This window comes from Labrenzia sp. VG12 (genome assembly GCF_002237595.1).
Taxonomy (GTDB): Bacteria; Pseudomonadota; Alphaproteobacteria; order Rhizobiales; family Stappiaceae; genus Roseibium.
The window spans coordinates 3,401,832-3,419,916 of record NZ_CP022529.1 but is presented as its reverse complement, the minus strand read 5'-3'; the positions used below and the strand labels follow the sequence as shown (position 1 = coordinate 3,419,916).

17 protein-coding genes and 1 tRNA gene are annotated in these 18,085 nt (G+C 58.7%); 13 read left to right on the top strand and 5 right to left on the bottom strand.

Going from position 1 to position 18,085, the window contains the following annotated elements; translation table 11 throughout:
* The first annotated feature begins 60 nt into the window (after positions 1 to 60).
* Positions 61 to 136: transfer RNA gene (locus CHH27_RS15750), tRNA-Glu, on the top strand.
* Positions 137 to 232: 96 nt separating this feature from the next.
* Here CHH27_RS15750 and CHH27_RS15745 read toward each other — a convergent pair.
* The 3 genes from CHH27_RS15745 to CHH27_RS15735 all read right to left on the bottom strand — a co-directional run bounded on the left by CHH27_RS15745 (position 233) and on the right by CHH27_RS15735 (position 3,178).
* Positions 233 to 1,015 carry a DeoR/GlpR family DNA-binding transcription regulator gene (locus tag CHH27_RS15745; RefSeq protein WP_094072432.1) on the bottom strand — a complete coding sequence of 261 codons (783 nt, stop codon included), beginning with the start codon at positions 1,013 to 1,015 and terminating at the stop codon, positions 233 to 235.
* A 60-nt stretch (positions 1,016 to 1,075) separates the two neighbouring features.
* Positions 1,076 to 2,452 carry a hypothetical protein gene (locus CHH27_RS15740; protein ID WP_157738952.1) on the bottom strand — a complete coding sequence of 459 codons (1,377 nt, stop codon included), beginning with the start codon at positions 2,450 to 2,452 and terminating at the stop codon, positions 1,076 to 1,078.
* A gap of 120 nt (positions 2,453 to 2,572) precedes the next feature.
* Positions 2,573 to 3,178, bottom strand: a complete 606-nt coding sequence (locus CHH27_RS15735; protein WP_094072430.1) for a DUF1134 domain-containing protein — start codon at positions 3,176 to 3,178, stop codon at positions 2,573 to 2,575.
* A 153-nt stretch (positions 3,179 to 3,331) separates the two neighbouring features.
* Between CHH27_RS15735 and CHH27_RS15730 the strand changes: the two genes are divergently transcribed.
* The 7 genes from CHH27_RS15730 (at position 3,332) to CHH27_RS15700 (ending at position 10,559) form a co-directional block, all read left to right on the top strand.
* Positions 3,332 to 3,787: a YHS domain-containing (seleno)protein gene (locus CHH27_RS15730; RefSeq protein WP_094074791.1), complete on the top strand. Its 456-nt coding sequence runs from the start codon at positions 3,332 to 3,334 to the stop codon at positions 3,785 to 3,787.
* Positions 3,788 to 3,961: 174 nt separating this feature from the next.
* Entirely contained in the window at positions 3,962 to 4,606 is a 645-nt protein-coding gene (chpT, locus tag CHH27_RS15725) for a histidine phosphotransferase ChpT (RefSeq protein WP_094072429.1), read from the top strand.
* A gap of 134 nt (positions 4,607 to 4,740) precedes the next feature.
* The gene (locus tag CHH27_RS15720; RefSeq protein ID WP_094072428.1) at positions 4,741 to 7,545 is read left to right on the top strand and encodes a hybrid sensor histidine kinase/response regulator; all 2,805 of its coding nucleotides are present in this window, start codon (positions 4,741 to 4,743) and stop codon (positions 7,543 to 7,545) included.
* A 2-nt stretch (positions 7,546 to 7,547) separates the two neighbouring features.
* Positions 7,548 to 8,033 carry a chemotaxis protein CheW gene (locus tag CHH27_RS15715; RefSeq protein ID WP_208988969.1) on the top strand — a complete coding sequence of 162 codons (486 nt, stop codon included), beginning with the start codon at positions 7,548 to 7,550 and terminating at the stop codon, positions 8,031 to 8,033.
* A 38-nt stretch (positions 8,034 to 8,071) separates the two neighbouring features.
* Complete coding sequence (locus CHH27_RS15710; RefSeq protein ID WP_006932059.1) at positions 8,072 to 8,437, top strand: PleD family two-component system response regulator; 366 nt, start codon at positions 8,072 to 8,074, stop codon at positions 8,435 to 8,437.
* A 20-nt stretch (positions 8,438 to 8,457) separates the two neighbouring features.
* Positions 8,458 to 9,678 carry a chemotaxis response regulator protein-glutamate methylesterase gene (locus tag CHH27_RS15705; RefSeq protein ID WP_094072426.1) on the top strand — a complete coding sequence of 407 codons (1,221 nt, stop codon included), beginning with the start codon at positions 8,458 to 8,460 and terminating at the stop codon, positions 9,676 to 9,678.
* Positions 9,675 to 10,559 (top strand): protein-glutamate O-methyltransferase CheR, encoded by an 885-nt coding sequence (locus CHH27_RS15700; protein WP_094072425.1) that lies wholly within the window; start codon positions 9,675 to 9,677, stop codon positions 10,557 to 10,559. Before CHH27_RS15705 ends, CHH27_RS15700 begins: the two co-directional genes overlap by 4 nt.
* Before the next feature lie 37 nt (positions 10,560 to 10,596).
* On the opposite strand, the gene CHH27_RS15695 is transcribed toward CHH27_RS15700, so the two are convergent.
* Positions 10,597 to 11,508, bottom strand: coding sequence for a LytTR family DNA-binding domain-containing protein (locus CHH27_RS15695; RefSeq protein ID WP_094072424.1), 912 nt, complete (start codon positions 11,506 to 11,508; stop codon positions 10,597 to 10,599).
* A 295-nt stretch (positions 11,509 to 11,803) separates the two neighbouring features.
* On the opposite strand from CHH27_RS15695, the gene CHH27_RS15690 reads away from it, so the two are divergent.
* From CHH27_RS15690 to CHH27_RS15680, 3 genes are all read left to right on the top strand, one after another.
* A complete protein-coding gene (locus tag CHH27_RS15690; protein ID WP_198338231.1) occupies positions 11,804 to 12,772 on the top strand; it encodes an MBL fold metallo-hydrolase in 969 nt (322 codons plus the stop codon).
* A gap of 150 nt (positions 12,773 to 12,922) precedes the next feature.
* Entirely contained in the window at positions 12,923 to 13,645 is a 723-nt protein-coding gene (locus tag CHH27_RS15685; protein WP_094072423.1) for an ABC transporter substrate-binding protein, read from the top strand.
* 79 nt (positions 13,646 to 13,724) lie between these two features.
* A complete protein-coding gene (locus CHH27_RS15680) occupies positions 13,725 to 15,083 on the top strand; it encodes a hypothetical protein (RefSeq protein WP_198338230.1) in 1,359 nt (452 codons plus the stop codon).
* 110 nt (positions 15,084 to 15,193) lie between these two features.
* Here CHH27_RS15680 and ctrA read toward each other — a convergent pair whose 3' ends face one another.
* On the bottom strand, positions 15,194 to 15,886 hold the full coding sequence (gene ctrA / locus CHH27_RS15675) for a response regulator transcription factor CtrA (protein WP_031270498.1): 693 nt from the start codon (positions 15,884 to 15,886) through the stop codon (positions 15,194 to 15,196).
* A 371-nt stretch (positions 15,887 to 16,257) separates the two neighbouring features.
* On the opposite strand from ctrA, the gene fliI reads away from it, so the two are divergent.
* Together fliI and fliJ are read left to right on the top strand one after the other, a co-directional pair.
* Positions 16,258 to 17,583: a flagellar protein export ATPase FliI gene (gene fliI / locus CHH27_RS15670; protein ID WP_094072421.1), complete on the top strand. Its 1,326-nt coding sequence runs from the start codon at positions 16,258 to 16,260 to the stop codon at positions 17,581 to 17,583.
* A 28-nt stretch (positions 17,584 to 17,611) separates the two neighbouring features.
* The gene (fliJ, locus tag CHH27_RS15665; protein ID WP_094072420.1) at positions 17,612 to 18,019 is read left to right on the top strand and encodes a flagellar export protein FliJ; all 408 of its coding nucleotides are present in this window, start codon (positions 17,612 to 17,614) and stop codon (positions 18,017 to 18,019) included.
* Positions 18,020 to 18,085: the final 66 nt, after the last annotated feature.

The window sequence follows — 18,085 nt, the reverse complement described above, 5'->3', positions numbered from 1 at the left end:
TGGGCTGAGCAGCCGTATACGCACGGTCCTCGGCAAGAGGCTGATGCCTCCGAGTACCGCGCGCCCATCGTCTAGCGGTCTAGGACGCCGCCCTTTCACGGCGGAAACACGGGTTCGAGTCCCGTTGGGCGTGCCAACTTCTCCACAAGTTGAAAACAGATTTTGGACAGCCGGTGAACAGGTTGTCCACTGCCCTCGCGTTGACGCTATTCAATCGCAATGAAAGGGGGCGTCAGGCGGTTTCCTCGTGCGCCTGCAGGCCTGTCTCGATAAGCTTGACTTCAGCGTCTTCGGCAATTCTGGCAAAGCCCGGTGTCGGGCAATGGTCGGTGACGAAGGTGCTGACCTGCGACAGATGACCGACACGCACCGGAGCCGTGCGCTCGAACTTGGTACTGTCAGCGGCCAGGATGACGTGGCGGGCATTGTCCATGATGGTCTTGGTGACCTTGACTTCCCGGTAGTCATAGTCGAGCAGGGACCCGTCCGGGTCGATGGCAGAGGCGCCGATCACGGCAAAATCAACCTTGAACTGGCGCATGAAGTCCACGGCGGCCTCGCCGACGATGCCGCCGTCCGCATGACGCAGAACACCACCGGCAATGACGACCTCGATCTGGGAATAACCGCGCATCAGGCTGGCAACATTGATGTTGTTGGTGATGACCATCAGTCCGCGATGCTGCAGCAGTGCCTGGGCGACGGCTTCCGTCGTGGTGCCGATATTGATGAAGATCGACGCATTGTCCGGGATGAGTGCTGCAACCTGCTCGCCTATATCCGCCTTTTCCCGGCTGGAGATGATCCGGCGCGCTTCATAGCCGACATTTTCGATGCCGGAAGAGAGCAGGGCGCCGCCATGGGTCCTGGCGAGCAGACGCCGGTCGCAGAGTTCATTCAGATCCTTGCGGATCGTCTGCGGGCTGACGTCAAAACGCTTGGCAAGATCATCTACGCTGACCCGGCCAAGCTGGCGGGCAAGTTCCAGAATTGCATTGTGACGTTCGATCAGCATCTAGGTCTGCACCATCGGGCAATTATCGGTCTCACCACCTGAACGCCGTGCACGGCAAGGTCAAGCGACATCTTGTTTTTTCTGACTGGCCGTCTTGGCCTTGCGGGTCGATCCGGTGGCGCGCTTGGTCGAGGTCCCGGCATCGGCGGTGTCTGGGGCTGCGTTCGCCTTGGCCGTGTCTTTGCTGTTGTTGCGGCTGGAGGCGACAATGCGGCTGACAAGGGCTTCTGCCGCGGAGGCAATGTCCGCGGACTTGGCTGGCGACGCAGATGGTGCCGGTGCATCCGGGGCGGCATTGGCCACGGTGGCCTTTTTCGTCCGCTGGACTGACCTGGAACGGCTGCCGTTCACCTTGGCTTTTGGAGGTGTCGAACTTGCCGCAGTCTCGGCGGTATCAGCGCTGCTCTGCTCCAGGGGCTTTTTTTTCCTGGTGGCGGCGCGTTTCACAACGCGCTTGACGGCGACGGTATCGGCCGTGGAGATCCTGTCAGACAAGGCGCGGAAATCATCCCGCAACTGCCGCAATTCCTGCGCAGCGGCAAGGTCGTCGCGCAGCTTCCGGTTCTGGCCGTCGAGCCTGTCGAGCTTGCGCTGTTTTTCATGCAAGTCTGTCTGCTGGGCCGAAATCTCGGCAGTCAGTTGCTTCAGCTGCGTCTTGAGCTGTTCGTCAGGCGCTGTATCGCTGACACCAGCCGTTTCCAGCATCAACGACAGCCGGGTGACCTCGGCCTGTGCCGTGACATATTTGCTTTCGGTGTCGACCAGTTGAGCTTCAAGTTCGGCAAGGCGCGACTTGGTGCCATTCTGCAAGGAAGCTTCAACCTCGCTGGCGACCGTTGGTTCGTATTTGGCCAGTTTGGATTTGAGCGTCGCGACTTCGGCCTCCAGGCCGGTGATGGTTGCCAGTGCCATCGTGTCGGTGGCAGGCAGCCAGTCGTTGTCCGTATCCTGTTCCTTGTCCTTGGAAGGTGCTTCCTCAGAGGACGTCTCGGCAGCCGATGCCCAGCTTTCCGCCAGAGCCTTTTCGGACTCCGCCAGTTTTTCCTTCAGCGTCTTGATCTCGGCAGACAACATGTCGACGGCATGGTGTTCGCTGTCCTGTGCCGAGATCTTGGCTTCCAGTCCGGTAATCGCGTCCTGATGCGATTTCTGCAGCGCTTCGATCTCGGTGCGCAGGCGGGAGGCCTCAAGATGAAAACCGGCGGCTTTTTCGCGTTCCCGGTCGAGGCGCGTTTCCACGCGGGTGAGTTCGACGGCGTAGCGCGCCCGTTCCTGGTCCTGGGCGGCACGAACCTCGGCGTAGCTGGCCGGGTTGACGGCCCTGAGGGCTTCTTCGGTGAGACGGGCTGCGCGGCGATAGAATGCGGGCAGGATTGCCAAGCCGATCAGGCTGGCGGTGCAAAACCCCAGTGCCACATACATCGCTGCTTCAATCAAGTCCGGCTCCCGTTCAGGTGCGAGTTCCTTGCTTCATCATTAGACGAGTGCCGGTCGAACGCCAAGTCTCGTCATTTCCAAAGGTTCGGCATCGTCTTCACCTACAAACCTTGTACAAGCCTAGAACGGGTTCCAGGTCGGTTTGTCGGTGATCTTCAGATATCCCATGTTGATGCCGAGGCGCGCGCCGACACCGGCCCTCACGGGAACCAGCACGACTTCGTTCTTCAAGAGGACTGTCATGCCAACGCCGCCGACAAGGTACGCGGACCCGTTGACCCCGGCGAAGCGGTCATAGATCGAGTTCACGGTCGGCAGATTATAGACAAGCATCATGACCCGGGCGCCGTCTGCACCGAAATCCCAGCCGACGGACGGCCCCTGCCAGAACACCTTGTGATTGCCGGCATTGCGCGTGTAGAGGTGGCCCTCGCCGTAGCGCGCTCCGGCAATGAGGGCGCCGGACCCTTCTTCACCCAGAATGTAGCCGTTGGGTTCGCCGTAACGGGAGAAGGCCTTCTCGACAACCGAGGCGAGGCCGCCGGACACCGAGCCAAAAAACTGGTGGCCGGTCTTCACGATCTCGTCTTCGCCGTAGGTTGCACTGGGCGGAATGGGTTCGTTGCCCGAGCTCTGTGCATACGACAGGTTGGAAACGGCAAGCACACACAGGACGACGAGCGCGGCTGAGATCCGGGACGCGGCGCGCCACGATTTGAGTGCCATTCAAATTCTCCCAATTCCGTGTCCGGCGGACTGGCTGTTGCCGTCCGGTCAGACCGCAATGTTAAACTGATGCAATATCATGCTGATTCGCATGCTTTCTTGCACCTCACATAAGCCGAATCGATGAAAAGCTGGCCTGAAAAAAAGACAAGGATGTGTCTTTCCGCTGTTTTGACGCTGCTTTTGTGCGTTTTGGCGGGAAAAGGTCTTGCACGGCCCAAGGTCTTTGTCCCGGACCCTATCACCGGATATGCGATTGGCGGGCATGACCCGGTGAGCTTTTTCGTCGACGGACAGCCGCGCAAGGGCGAACGCGAGCATGCCTACCGATGGGGCGGTGCGGAATGGATCTTTGTCAACGAAGGCAATATGGCCGCCTTTGCCCGTGATCCGGAAGCCTACGCGCCGATGTTCGCCGGGTGCGGCGGTTATGCTCTTTCCGAAGGCTTCGCTACCGCCGGCAATCCCTTTATCTATGCTGTGGTCAACGGCCGGCTCGTGTTCTTTCACTCTGTGGTCAACCGCTTCCTGTTCGTTGTCAACGCGACCAGCCTCGTGAACGAAGCGCAGGACAACGCCGCCAGGGTCGGCTGCGTTCCCCTCCGTTAGAGCCTCAGGCCGTGCCGGAAATCAATTCGTCCAGGTAAACCGGGCAACTTTCATCTGGATGACCCGGATTGCAGCGCCGCATTGCCTTGGCAGCGGCTTGGCGGATGTGTAAATCTCAGGCGGATTACCGCGAATCAGTCCCTGCCGAGATCTTCAACAAGAGCCAACATCGCCATGTCTGCACTTAAAGAGCTTTCTTCTCTTGATCTGGCCGCTCTGGTGGCCAGCCGCGTCTGCCACGACATCATCTCTCCGGTGGGTGCCATAACCAACGGCCTTGAGGTGCTTGACGAGGAAGGGTCTGAGGACATGCGCGAATTCGCCATGGACCTCATTCGCAAAAGTGCACGACAGGCGTCAGCCAAGTTACAGTTCGCGCGGCTCGCGTTCGGCGCCGCCGGATCCGCCGGGGCGGAAATCGACCTGGGAGACGCGCAGGTCGTGGCAACAGGGTTTATGGAAAACGAAAAATCCGATCTAAATTGGCAACTGACCCGGCATCTCATGCCCAAGAACTACGTCAAGCTGCTGCTCAACCTGATCCTGATCGCAAACCAGTGCGTCCCGCGCGGCGGCGAAATCAAGGTTGAAATGGAGGGCGAGCCGCAGTCTCCGTCCTTTACGTTACACGCAAGTGGCCTGAACCCGCGCATTCCGCTGGGAATGAAGGAAACTCTTGGCGGAGAAGAGCCGGAACGCGTCGATGCGCATTCCGTACAGCCGATCTACACGCTGTTGCTTGCACGTGAAAGTGGCATGGTATTAACAATAGATAAACAAGAAGATCTGGTAAAAATTACAGCGCTTCCGACAGTGTAAACCGGCCTTTCAAAAGTCTCCGACCGCTTCAGCGTATCTTAACTGTTTGCCGTCAACCTAGCTCTCATGGACTTCTCGGTCCAGACATCCTTTTCGGGATGCGGAACCAGTAACAAGTCGGGTGAGAGCAGGCCATGGACGACCTCCTCAGGGAATTCATTACCGAGACGAACGAGAGTCTCGATGTTGTTGACGTTGAGCTCGTGAAATTCGAGCAGGAACCGAACAACGCTACTATTTTGGACAATATCTTCCGCCTGGTGCATACGATCAAAGGCACCTGCGGTTTCCTTGGCCTCCCCCGGCTTGAAGGCATAGCCCACGCTGCCGAAACGCTGATGGGCAAGTTCCGCGACGGTGCACCCGTCACGCAGGAAGCTGTGTCCCTTATTCTGATTTCGATCGACCAGATCAAAGATATTCTGGGCGAGCTGGAAGCAGCTGAAGGCGAAGAGCCGGAAGGCGATGACAGCGAACTGATCGGCAAGCTGGAAGAGATGTCCGCAAAGGCCGATGCGGCCATGGCGGGTGGCGGTGCCGAAGAGGAAGCTCCGGCTGAAGAGGTTGTTGCCGAAGCGCCCGCCGATGCGGAAGCCGAAGAAGAAGCTGTTTCAGTTCCGGATCAGGCTCTTGAACGGCCGCTGCGCCCGGGCGAAGTCTCGCTCGACGAGCTTGAGCGTGCCTTCCAGGAAACCGAAATCGAGGTAGAGGTCGCCGAAGCGGACCCGGTCGAGCTGGAAGAAGCTCACGAGGAGATCGAGGAACCGGAAGCCGAGCCGGCGCCTGCGCCGGCCCCCGCAGCTGCCGCACCGAAGGTGGAAGCAAAGGCAGAGGCCAAGGATCCGGAGAAGAAAAAGGCCGGCGGTGTCTCCAACCAGAGCATTCGCGTTGCCGTCGACACGCTTGAACACCTCATGACCATGGTGTCCGAACTCGTGCTGACCCGGAACCAGCTTCTGGAAATCGTGCGTCGGCACGAGGACAGTGAATTCAAGGTTCCGCTGCAACGCCTGTCGAACGTCACTGCCGAGCTCCAGGAAGGCGTCATGGCGACGCGCATGCAGCCGATCGGCAATGCCTGGCAGAAGTTGCCGCGCATCGTTCGCGACCTCAGCCAGGAACTGACCAAGCCGATCGATCTGGAAATGATCGGTGCAGACACCGAACTGGACCGCCAGGTCCTTGAAATGATCAAGGATCCGCTCACGCACATGGTCCGCAACTCTGCCGACCATGGCCTTGAGCGCCCGGAAGAACGCCGCGCTGCCGGCAAGCCGGAAAAAGGCACGATCACGCTCGCTGCCTATCATGAAGGCGGTCATATCATCATCGAAGTCCGCGACGATGGTAAGGGCATCGACGTTGACCGCGTGAAGGCGAAGGTCCTGGAGCGTGGCCTGGCGAGCGAAGCCGAAATCGAGAAGATGACGGATTCGCAGATCCACAAGTTCATCTTTGCGGCCGGTTTCTCCACAGCTGCCGAAGTGACCAGCGTTTCCGGCCGTGGCGTCGGCATGGATGTTGTGCGCAACAACATCGAGTTGATTGGCGGTACAGTCGATCTGCGCTCGCAGACCGGCAAGGGCTCCAGCTTCATCATCAAGATCCCGCTGACGCTGGCGATCGTGTCGACGCTGATTGTCGAGGCGAGCGGCGACCGCTTCGCGATCCCGCAGCTGTCGGTTGTCGAGCTGGTCCGTGTTCAGACCAATTCCGAACACCGGATCGAGCGGATCAAGGACACTCCGGTGCTGCGCTTGCGCAACAAGCTGCTGCCGCTCGTGCACCTGTCCCAGCTTCTCGGAATCTATGAAGGCGAGGACGTTGAGCAGGCAATTGATGCAGACAACGGTTTCATCGTTGTCATGCAGGTTGGCAGCCAGACATTCGGCGTTGTTGTCGACGGTGTCTTCCATACGGAGGAAATCGTGGTCAAGCCGATGTCGACGATGCTGCGTGCACTCGACATGTTCTCCGGAAACACAATCCTGGGTGACGGCTCGGTGATCATGATCATCGATCCGAACGGTATCGCCAGCGCCATGGCAAGCCATGCGTCCAGCGCGGTTGCAGAGAACCAGGAAGACGAACAAGAGGATCTGCAGCGCAAGGCCATGACCGGTCAGAACGCCATTTCGCTTCTGCTGTTCCGTGCCGGTGCACCGGAACCGAAGGCCGTCCCGCTGTCGCTGGTCACGCGTCTGGAAGAGTTCGAGGTTTCGAAGATCGAGCGCTCCAACGGCCGCGACCTGGTCCAGTATCGCGGTGCACTGATGCCGCTGGTCTATGTCAACGAGGGCGATTGCCACAAGACGGAGGGCACGCAGCCGATGCTGGTCTTCTCCGACGCCGGCCGCTCCATGGGTCTGGTGGTGGACGAGATCGTCGACATCGTCGAGGATCGCATGAACATCGAGGTCGGTTCGGAACGTCCGGGCATTCTCGGCTCCGCCGTTGTCAAGGAACGCGCTACGGAAATCATCGATCTCGGCTATTACCTGCCGCAGGCCTTTGAAGACTGGTTCATGCGCAAGGAGATGGACATAGAGGCCCTGACGAAGAAGGTTCTCTTCGTCGACGACTCGGCCTTCTTCCGCAACATGCTGACCCCGGTCCTGAAAGCAGCCGGTTACGATGTGACGACCTGTACCGGTCCGCAGCAGGCCTTCGAACTGCTGGAAAACGGCGACAAGTTCCACGCGATTGTCAGCGACATTGAAATGCCGGAGATCAACGGCTTCGAGTTCTGTGAATCGCTGCGCCGTGATCCGCGGTTCCGCAATATTCCGATGCTGGCCTTGTCGTCCCTGGTGACGCCGGCCTCCATCGAACGCGGCCGCCAGGCAGGTTTTGACGACTATGTCGCCAAGTTCGACCGGCCCGGCCTGATCGCCGCCCTCAAAGATGTCTTCTCAGGTGAAATGGGAGCTGCAGCATGAGTATGCTGGAACACAAACTTCCTGACGATCAAACAGCTGCAAGCGACATGATCCAGTATGTGACGGTCGTCATCGGCGGGCAGCTGTTCGGTTTGCCGATCTCCCAGGTCCATGACGTGTTTGTGCCCGAGAGCGTGACACGGGTGCCGATGTCGGCACCGGAAGTGGCGGGCGTGCTCAACTTGCGTGGCCGGATCGTTACCGCGATCAACATGCGCCGGCGTCTGCACTTGCCTCCGCTGGAGGAAGGGCAGATGATGGCAGTCGGCATCGAGTACAAGCAGGAAAGCTACGGCCTGGTGATTGACACCGTCGGCGAAGTTCTGACCCTGCCATCCGCCTCGGCAGAGCCCAACCCGTCGAACCTGGATCGACGTTGGGCCGAAATTTCCGGCGGAGTGCACCGGCTGGACGGCCAGCTGATGGTCATTCTCGATGTGGACCGACTGCTTGGCGCGATGTTCACCGAACCAATGGCTGCAGCATAAGTAGGCCGACAACGGCCGTCTAAGTGGAGTTACACCTTATGAAACAGTGCCTTGTAGTCGATGACTCCAGTGTCATCCGTAAGGTCGCCCGCCGCATCCTGGAGGACATGAACTTCGAGATCACCGAAGCCGAAGATGGCCAGCAGGCGCTTGACGAATGTCGCAAGACCATGCCGGATGCCATTCTTCTGGACTGGAACATGCCTGTCATGGATGGTCTTGAGTTCCTGACCAGCCTTCGGGCGGAAGAGGGCGGAGAGAATCCGATCGTCGTCTTTTGTACCACGGAAAACGACGTTGCTCACATCGCGCGTGCCATTCGTGCGGGAGCCAATGAATACATAATGAAACCGTTCGACCGTGAAATTGTCGAAGCGAAGTTTCAGGAAGTCGGTCTCATCTAGTCTCGAGTTGGGCAGTCTCTATGGCGTTTGCGCAGAGAAACATAACAGCGGGCACGAGTCCGGGCAGCGATCCCATCAAGGTCATGGTCGTCGATGACGCAGTCGTCATTCGCGGCCTTCTGACTCGCTGGCTCGGAGAAGACAAAAGTCTGAAAGTCGTCAGCTCGCAACGCAACGGCAAGCTTGCCGTCGAGGATATCGAAAAAAGCAATCCTGACGTTGTTGTTCTGGACATCGAGATGCCGGAAATGGACGGCATGACGGCCTTGCCGCTCATGCTTGCCAAGAAGCGGGATCTTGTCGTCATCATGGCGTCGACGTTGACCCGCCGGAACGCGGAAATCAGTCTCAAGGCCCTGTCGCTCGGTGCAGCGGACTATGTGCCAAAACCGGAATCGACGTCCGAAGTCACGACGTCGATCGACTTCCGGCGCGAGCTGGTCGAGAAGGTGAAGGCACTTGGTTCCCGGGCGATCCGCATGCGCGGTCCGGCGCGGACCATGCGGGCGGAGACCAACGCCGGCCGCACGGCACAGCCGGTCAGGCCCGTCACGGCCCGCCCGACCACGGATACACGTGCAAGCTTTCGCGGGGCTGCCCAGCCGGCCGCTGCAGCGACAGACGCGAAATTCAAGACAAAGCCTTATTCCTCGGCGCGTCCGCGTATCCTGGCGATCGGCTCCTCGACCGGCGGTCCACAGGCACTGCAGGAAGTGATGAAAGAAGTCGGGACTGCGATGAATGACGTCCCGGTCGTCATCACCCAGCACATGCCGCCGACCTTCACCGCTATTCTGGCCGAGCATATGGGCAAAGCCGCCCTGCGGCCGGCCAAGGAGGGCGAAGACGGCGAAGTGCTGAAGCCCGGCAACATCTATGTTGCGCCTGGCGGCAAGCACATGGTCCTGGAAAAGGATGCCGGCGCGGTCAAGATCCGCCTCACGGACGGACCACCGGTGAATTTCTGCAAGCCGGCCGTTGATCCGCTGTTCGACAGCGTGGCCAAGGTCTATGGCTCGGCCAGCCTCGGCGTTATCCTGACGGGCATGGGCCATGACGGTGCCGACGGCGTCCGGACAATTGCGGCTGGTGGCGGCAGTGTCATCACGCAGGACGAGGCCACAAGCGTTGTCTGGGGCATGCCGGGGGCGGCTGCCCAGACCGGTGTGTGCAGCGACATATTACCCTTGAAGCAGATCGGACCGAAGATCTCGCGCGTTCTGAAGGGGAACACAAGATGACCCCAAGCGAGTTCGAATTCCTGAAGAACTTCCTGAAGACGAAGTCCGGCCTGGTTCTGTCCAATGACAAGCAGTATCTGGTGGAAAGCCGTCTCCTGCCGATTGCCCGAAGCGCCAAGCTGGAAACGCTGAGTGCGGTGATCCAGAAACTGCAGCGGGGCGGTGACCGCGCACTGGAAACGGATGTCATCGAAGCGATGACGACCAACGAGTCGTTCTTCTTCCGCGACAAGACGCCGTTCGACCATTTCAAGGACACCATGCTGCCGGCGCTTCTGGAAAGCCGGGCGACACGCAAGCAGCTAAAAATCTGGTGTGCTGCGGCTTCGACCGGCCAGGAACCCTATTCACTGGCAATCTGCCTCAAGGAGGCTGCTGCCAAAATGGGTGGCTGGCGGACCCGGATCCTGGGCACCGACCTTAGCCAGGAAGTGCTCGAAAAGGCCAAGACCGGTCTCTACAGCCAGTTCGAAGTGCAGCGCGGTTTGCCGATCCAGATGCTGCTCAAGTATTTTGAGCAGAAGGGCGACATGTGGCAGATCAATGCCAGCATGCGGGCGATGATCGAATGGAAGAAGCTCAACCTCCTGGAAAGCTTCACACATCTTGGCGAATTCGACATCATTTTCTGCCGCAACGTGCTGATCTATTTCGATCAGGCAACCAAAACCGAGATCCTTGGGCGTCTTGCGAAGTCCATGCCGGATGACGGCTTCCTGGTACTGGGGGCTGCCGAGACGGTGGTGGGATTGACGGATGCGTTCAAGCCGGTCTCCGGCAAGCGCGGGCTGTTTCAGAAGAAGCAGGCCTTGCAGTCAAGCACAGGCACCATCGCCAGCCCACGTCTGGCTGTTGGGGCTGCGGGCGGCCTGCAGCGCTGACATCGGCGGACAATTGACAAGAACCATATCAGGGCGGTCAGGAGACCGCCCTTTTTGCATTGATAGCTTCCTCCGACAGCCACGCGCGCACGGCAGAGGCAAATTTTCGACTGACGGGAACCCTTGTGCCATCTCTGAGTGAGAGGAACTGACGACCTCCCTCCCGGAAGAGAGCGTTCACGGCCGCATAGGCGACCCAATGGCTCCTGTGCACCTGCATGCCGAGTTCCGCGGGAAGTTCAGCGACGATGTCGTTGAAGCGATAAAGCAGCATCTGGGTATCGCTCTGACTGACCAGGCGCACATAATGTTCCTGCGCTTCGATGCGTACCAGCGCGCCTGACAGCGGCCGTTCAAGATGGCGCTGGTATCCCGTAGTGCCGGTCTCTTCGAGCTCCTGCCGTGGGAGCGCTGCTGGAGGGTGAACCATCTCTGTTTCCGCAAACGGGGCAGGTTGAGTCTCGACTGGCTCAGTGGGCGGCTTCACTGGTTCCTCTGCGCGGCTGAAATCCGGCAGAAGGCGGGGTGCGGACAGCAACAGACAGAGCGCCAGATGATTGTCCGACAGGTATACGAGTTCGCGCAGGAACGACCCAACATGCGTTGCTCCTGCCATTGGAACAGGTGATGCCGTCATCCCGACGGTGCCGTCGAGTTCCGGAAGACCCAGGATCAGGTCAAGAGCAGTAATGGAAAGAACGAACGGAACAAGACTGACCAGCGCGGCAAAGGCGCAGGTGAGAAACGGACGCACCTGCAGGCCGGGCAGGCGGCCGATGAGGTCAGCAAATGCAAGGAAAAGGGTGGCCTCGATCAAGACACGGCCTGTCCAGTATCCGTAAACGGCTGCCAATGACCAGTCTGCGGGACGCCCGATCTGGTTTGCCGCGAGCAGCAGTGCTGCCGCCACAGCAAGGAACAGAACTTGGGTCGACTGGGTGCGTGTCATCGCGCTGATCTCGGGTCAAAGATGCCCTGAAGTATGGCGCAATGGGCCGGTCATTCAAGAAGCATGAAATAGTCGTCATGCAACGCCTTGAATTTATTATTATTTATTTGACGGAGTGTCGTTGAAGAAATCACGTATTTTCAAACGGTTCACGAAACGGTGTCTTTTCTTTTGGCTGCGCCGCGACAAGTTAAATCGGTCAGTTTTGCGACGAATAGCCATGCACAGGGCCCCATCCCCGGCTGTCGCAAGGAGAGCGAGGCTCCCGACATATTGAAATCGATCGGAGATACCTATGGACGTTAAAGTGGAATTGTCGCGCCGTGCTGCGCTTCTTGGTGCCGGTGGCGCCCTTGCAGGAGCAGGACTTGTGTCCGCGTCGCCTGTGCTGGCGGCCACCGAAAAACAGGGCGCGATGACGGCACCGGTCGCTCGATATGCGGTTGGTGGCTTTGAGGTGAATACGCTTCTCGACGGAGCCGTGACCGTGGGCGAACCGCAAAAGACGTTTGGCATGAATGTCGATGCGGACACGTTCGCGGCAGCTTCGGCCGACAATTTCATACCGGCGGACACCTTCAAGGCTTTCTTCACGCCGACACTCGTCAATACCGGCAAGGAACTGGTACTGTTCGACACCGGGGTTGGCGAAGGCGGTCGTCCGGCGCGCGGCAACATGCGTGCCGCTCTGGAAAGCGCGGGCTACACACCGGAGCAGGTTGATGTGGTCGTGATCACGCATATGCACCCGGACCATATCGGGGGTCTCATGGAAGGCGGCGCGCCGGCGTTCCCGAACGCACGCTATGTCATTGCACAGAAGGAATACGACTTCTGGGCGGGCATGGACCCGGAGGCCAACGGCGTCACCAAACTGATGGCGAAAAACGTCAGGCCGCTTGCCGAAAAGATGACCTTCCTCGGCGACGGCGGCAGTGTCGTGTCCGGTATCACCGCCATGGCTGCCAACGGTCATACGCCGGGCCATACCGTCTACATGCTGGAAGACGGTGGCAAGCAGTTGCTGTTGGCGGCCGATCTCGCAAACCACTATGTCTGGTCGCTTGCCCATCCGGGGTGGGAGGTTCGCTTCGACATGGACAAGGAAGCTGCAGCCGCGACACGGAAAACCGTGCTGGGCATGCTGGCTTCGGAAAAGGTTCCCTTCGTGGGCTACCACATGCCTTTCCCGGCGGTTGGCTATGTCGCTACACAGGGAGACGGGTTCCGGTATGTGCCGGCGTCCTACCAGTTGAGCCTCTGACGGGATGCGGATTCGGAGCGTCGCGGGACACCGGCCCGCGGCGATCCAACAGTCTATGGCACCCAACCGTTCCCGGCCTTTCAGAAAGATTAGGAAATTCTGGTAGTCTGGCCTGACAATCCTTGAGGTTTGTGCAGGAGGTCGTGAAGCATGGCCTGGCGTGTTTCGACAATTGCCATCTGGCTGATGACATCTCTCGGCCAGTTGACAGCTGCCAGTGACCTCGAGGCAGCTGATCTTCGCGTGTATATCGAAGAGTTTGCTCCTCTAAGCTATACGGCAGAAGACGGCTCCCTGCAGGGAGAGGCGATAGAGCTCTTCACCCGGATGGCCAACCGGGCAAGCCTCTCGTTTGAATTCGAAATGATGCCCTTTAGCCGCGGCTATCTGAATGTCCGGTCTAACGCAGATGCCTGCCACCTATCGGTCTGGAAAACCGCGGAACGCGAGGCCCTTTTTAGCTGGGTGGGACCGCTTTATACAGACGGACTTGCATTTTTTGCGCTCAAGGAGGCCGGGCTGAAGCTGACGAGCGTTGAGGACAGTTTCGACTATACGACGGGAACGGCACTTGGCTGGGCGACCACGCAGAAGCTGCAAGCGGCCGGACACCCCAAACTGTCGGTGGTCGAGGACAATCAGCTGAATGCCAATCTTCTTGCAATGGGCCGGATCGATCTCTGGATCGGCGGGCTGATCACGTCTCCCTATCTTGCGCGGCAGGAAGGCATTGATGTCGAACCCGTCCTTTTGCTGGAACAAGTCGATCTGTCGATCGCCTGCAATCCGCAAGTTGGTGAGGACAAGATAGATCGTCTGCAGGCAGCTCTCGATGCCCTGCGGACGGAGGAGAATGAGCAGAGTGACGGTTGAGCGCATCAAGGTCAGTCTGTCCCGATGAAAGTGACACGAAACTGTGCGACCTTCCTGTCGTTGATACGGGGAGGCGATGATGTCGGAACACGTTTATCAAGCCATCTGGTCGGAAGACGACCACCGGTTTTCGGTCAGTGCACGACAGGATGATGGCAACTTTGCCGACCCCGGTGCCGATATCCTTCTGGATGAGCAGGTCAAGGCACGGGGCAGCCGACAGATCGACCTGGCAACCAATCCACTGTTTCACCGCGTCAATTTCGAGAAGCTGGAAGAAAGCTCCCTCTACCGGAGTTTCATCGCGCTTCTGGACAATTATGCAGTTCATTTCCGGGATCCGGAACTCCTGTCCCCGGCGGAAGTCTCGGAAATCGAAACCTTCCTTGATCTCGTTCTGGCCAGACGGTCGATGCAGATCGCCTACGAATACATTGCATCCGACCTGGTGCCTAATCTGCCGCCGGACCAGTTCCGCAGGGACCTGGAGCAGATCTGGTTTCAGGTCTATACCAACTTCTATCGCGGAAAATCGACCCACTACTGCACCGGCTTCGAACATGTGTTCGTCGGCGAGGGGAAGTATACGAAAAACGCCAACGGGGTGACGGAAAAGGGCAAGATCTCAGGGTATCACTCCTGGGTGAAATTTGCCCTCGACGAGGTGAACGGCCGCGTCGACTATCTTGGTTACAAATACGATCTGGGCGGTCCGGGCCCAGGCAACCCGCATGTGGTGACATTGCAGATGCTGTGGAACCACATGGACATGCGCGGCAGGCTCGTCGCGGAACTCTTCAAGAAAAAGGGTGGATTTTTTGTTGGCTGCAGCCCCGCCTGCGAAATGGCACTTGCGACGCTGGCCTATTACGAAGGTCATCTGGGGTTGCTTACCAACCAGAAGAAGCGCGTGAAGTTCGGCGACGGGGTCTATGACCTGGTGATGTATCACGCAACCACGCAGGACGGCGGACTGGGGAAACATGTCCGGTCCTTTTTTCCGATCTATCTCGGAGATGGCAGCCAGGGTGCCGGCGGTTCCGGTGACGTCGTGGTCAAACCTCGGCCTGCCCGTCTTCAGAACTGTGGCGATCTGCGAATTCGTGCGGCGTTGCCCAACCCTCCCGGAGAGGATCAGGGCACGGAATGGGTGGAGATCTGGAACGCGAGCGGGTCGGATATCGTGCTTCAGGGATTTGAACTGCGGGACAAGATGAGCCGGCCGCAGCCGATTGCCGAGAAGGAATTGAAGGCAGGGCAGATCTTGAGGGTTGCCGTGACCCGGCAAACTGCCGACCACATGCAATTGTCAAATCGAAGGGGATTGATCAGCTTGCACGATGCGGCTGGCGAGATGCTCGCCGCCGTGTCTTACGGGCGGGCCACGGAGAACCAGGTTCTGGTCTTTGCAGAGCCAGGTGCTGCTGGGGCGGATTGAAAGGGAGCCCGGATGAAGCTCGTCAAGCGAGGGGCAGGGGCCAGTTTCCAAGGAGCAAACAAAATAAGCCCCGGCGCTGCCGGGGCTTTGTTCCAATCGAGGCCGGCCGATCAGGCGGCAGCTTCGACATCCGGCTCGCGCAGCACATAGCCGCGGCCCCAGACGGTTTCGATGTAGTTCTTGCCGGAGGTGGCAGCTGCCAGTTTCTTGCGCAGCTTGCAGATGAAGACGTCGATGATCTTCAGCTCCGGCTCGTCCATACCGCCATAAAGGTGGTTCAGGAACATTTCCTTGGTGAGCGTCGTCCCCTTGCGGAGCGAAAGCAGCTCCAGCATCTGGTATTCCTTGCCGGTCAGGTGGACGCGCTGGCCGCCGACTTCGACGGTCTTGGTGTCCAGGTTGACCTTCAGGTCGCCGGTGACGATCACCGACTGGGCGTGGCCCTTGGAGCGGCGGACGATTGCGTGAATACGCGCAACCAGCTCGTCCTTGTGGAACGGCTTGGTCATGTAATCGTCGGCGCCGAAGCCCAGGCCGCGAACCTTGTCTTCAATACCCGCGTTGCCGGAAAGGATCAGGATCGGTGTCTTGACCTTTGAAACGCGAAGTGTCCGGAGAACCTCATAACCGGACATGTCCGGCAGGTTCAAATCCAACATGATGATGTCGTAGTCGTACAGTTTGCCGAGGTCGATGCCTTCCTCGCCAAGATCTGTCGTGTAGACGTTGAAGTTCTCGGACTTCAGCATCAACTCGATGCTCTGCGCCGTGGCGCTATCATCCTCAATCAACAATACACGCATGCCAATCCCCTTGTTCTGCCTTTCCTGGGCAAGTCGCAACGGCTCTGTCGGTGCCTGCTACGAAGGACTGAGTTAACCCCGACTCAAAGCTATCGGTTAATGGTTAACAAAATATGATTCGTAACGGCAAGCTTCGAAGAGAGGAAACTGTGAACAACAGCCAACTTGTTGAATCCCCAGAAAAAAACCGGATTCACAAATCTTAATGTCGCACTTTAAGAAACGGGTCTAACCGATTCCGTTCAGATTCCTTTCAACAAAGCCGTTTTGACTTCGAAATGGCTCTCGCTTGTCAGCCTTCCAAAGGTTAAGATTAACCAGAGTCGTAAACGAACAGTTACCGAATCCGTTAACGAGGAAAGGAATCTTCCGTGAAGGCGCTTTTCGCCGAGATTGATTCGCTGATGCCGACCGAAATTTACGGCCGGGTTACGGCGGTTCAAGGCCTTCTCGTGGAGATCGCGGGGCCCATTCACGAGATGAGTGTCGGCTCGCGACTTTTGATCGACAACGGTGAGGATAACCCCAAAGTCCCTGCGGAAGTTGTCGGATTTCGAGAGGGGCATGCGCTGTGCATGCCGTTTTCGGGTCTCGAAGGTGTGCGCATGGGCTGCAAGGCGGTGATTCAATCGCGTGACAGCGTGGTGCATCCCGCCAATGCCTGGCTCGGCCGGGTGGTTAATGCACTTGGTGAACCGATTGATGGTAAAGGAGATCTTCCAAATGGCGGAGTGCCTCGCAAATTGCGAAGTTCGCCGCCGCCGGCCTCAGAACGTAAACGGGTCGGTCCGCCGCTGGATCTCGGCGTCCGGGCGCTTAACACTTTCGTAACCTGTTGCGAAGGCCAGCGCATGGGCATTTTCGCCGGCTCCGGTGTCGGCAAGTCTGTTCTGATGTCCATGCTGGCGCGCAATACAAATTGTGACGTCGCGGTGATCGGCCTGATCGGCGAGCGCGGGCGCGAGGTTCAGGAATTCATTGAGGACGATCTTGGCGAATCGGGCCTGGAACGGTCGGTGGTCGTCGTTGCGACGTCTGATGAAAGTGTCTTGATGCGGCGTCAGGCCGCCTATCTCGCCATGACCGTTGCGGAGCATTTCCGCGACGAGGGCAACAATGTCCTGTGCATGATGGATTCGGTGACCCGATTCGCCATGGCGCAGCGGGAAATCGGCCTGTCGATCGGCGAGCCGCCGACGTCCAAGGGCTATACGCCAACCGTCTTTACGGAATTGCCGCGCCTTCTGGAACGTGCCGGTCCTGGCAAGCAGGGCAGTGGCTCGATCACCGGCCTGTTCACGGTTCTGGTGGAGGGGGACAACCACAATGAACCCGTTGCCGACGCGGTGCGCGGTATTCTGGATGGTCACGTGGTGATGGACAGGTCCATTGCCGAGCGCGGCCGTTATCCCGCGATCGATGTGTTGAAGTCGGTTTCGCGGACGATGCCTCGCTGTGTGCCGTCCGAACAGCTTCCCGTCCTGAGGAAGGCGCGCCAGCTGCTGTCCACCTACACGGACATGGAAGAACTGATCCGTCTTGGCGCCTATCGGAAGGGGTCCGACTCGACGGTGGACGAGGCCATTTACCGCTTCACGATGATCGACGAGTTTCTGAATCAGGGAAAAGACGAGGCAACGTCACTTTCTGACGGGTATCAGCAACTTGCCAACCTTTTGGAAATGACTCCGGGATAGACTGCCCGTGTTAGGGGAGTATTGAGTAATGAAAACCCGAGACAGTTTGATCCGCCTGAAGCGGTTTCAAGTTGACGAAAAACGGCGGCAGCTCGCTCAGATCGAGAGCATGATTGCCGAGTTCAATCGCATGGCCGACGAACTCGACGATCAGATCAGGTCCGAGCAGGAACGTGTCGGCATTACGGATGTCACTCATTTTGCCTATCCGACTTTTGCCAAGGCGGCGGCTGACCGGCGTGATAATTTGCGCAATTCAGCGTATGAACTGGACGACCAGCTTCAGCGGGCTCAGGACGAGCTCAGTGAAGCAATCGAAGAGCTGAAGAAGTTCGAGCAGCTGGAAGAAAGAGACCAGCAGCGAGAACGGACCGCCCAGGATATGGCGGAACAGGACCAGCTTGACGAAGTGGCCGCCCGCGCCAGAGCGCGCTGACCCGCGGCCGGAATGCCGCAATTGGAGCTGGTCCCTTTCAAGGACCGGCACAGACTTTGACGCTTC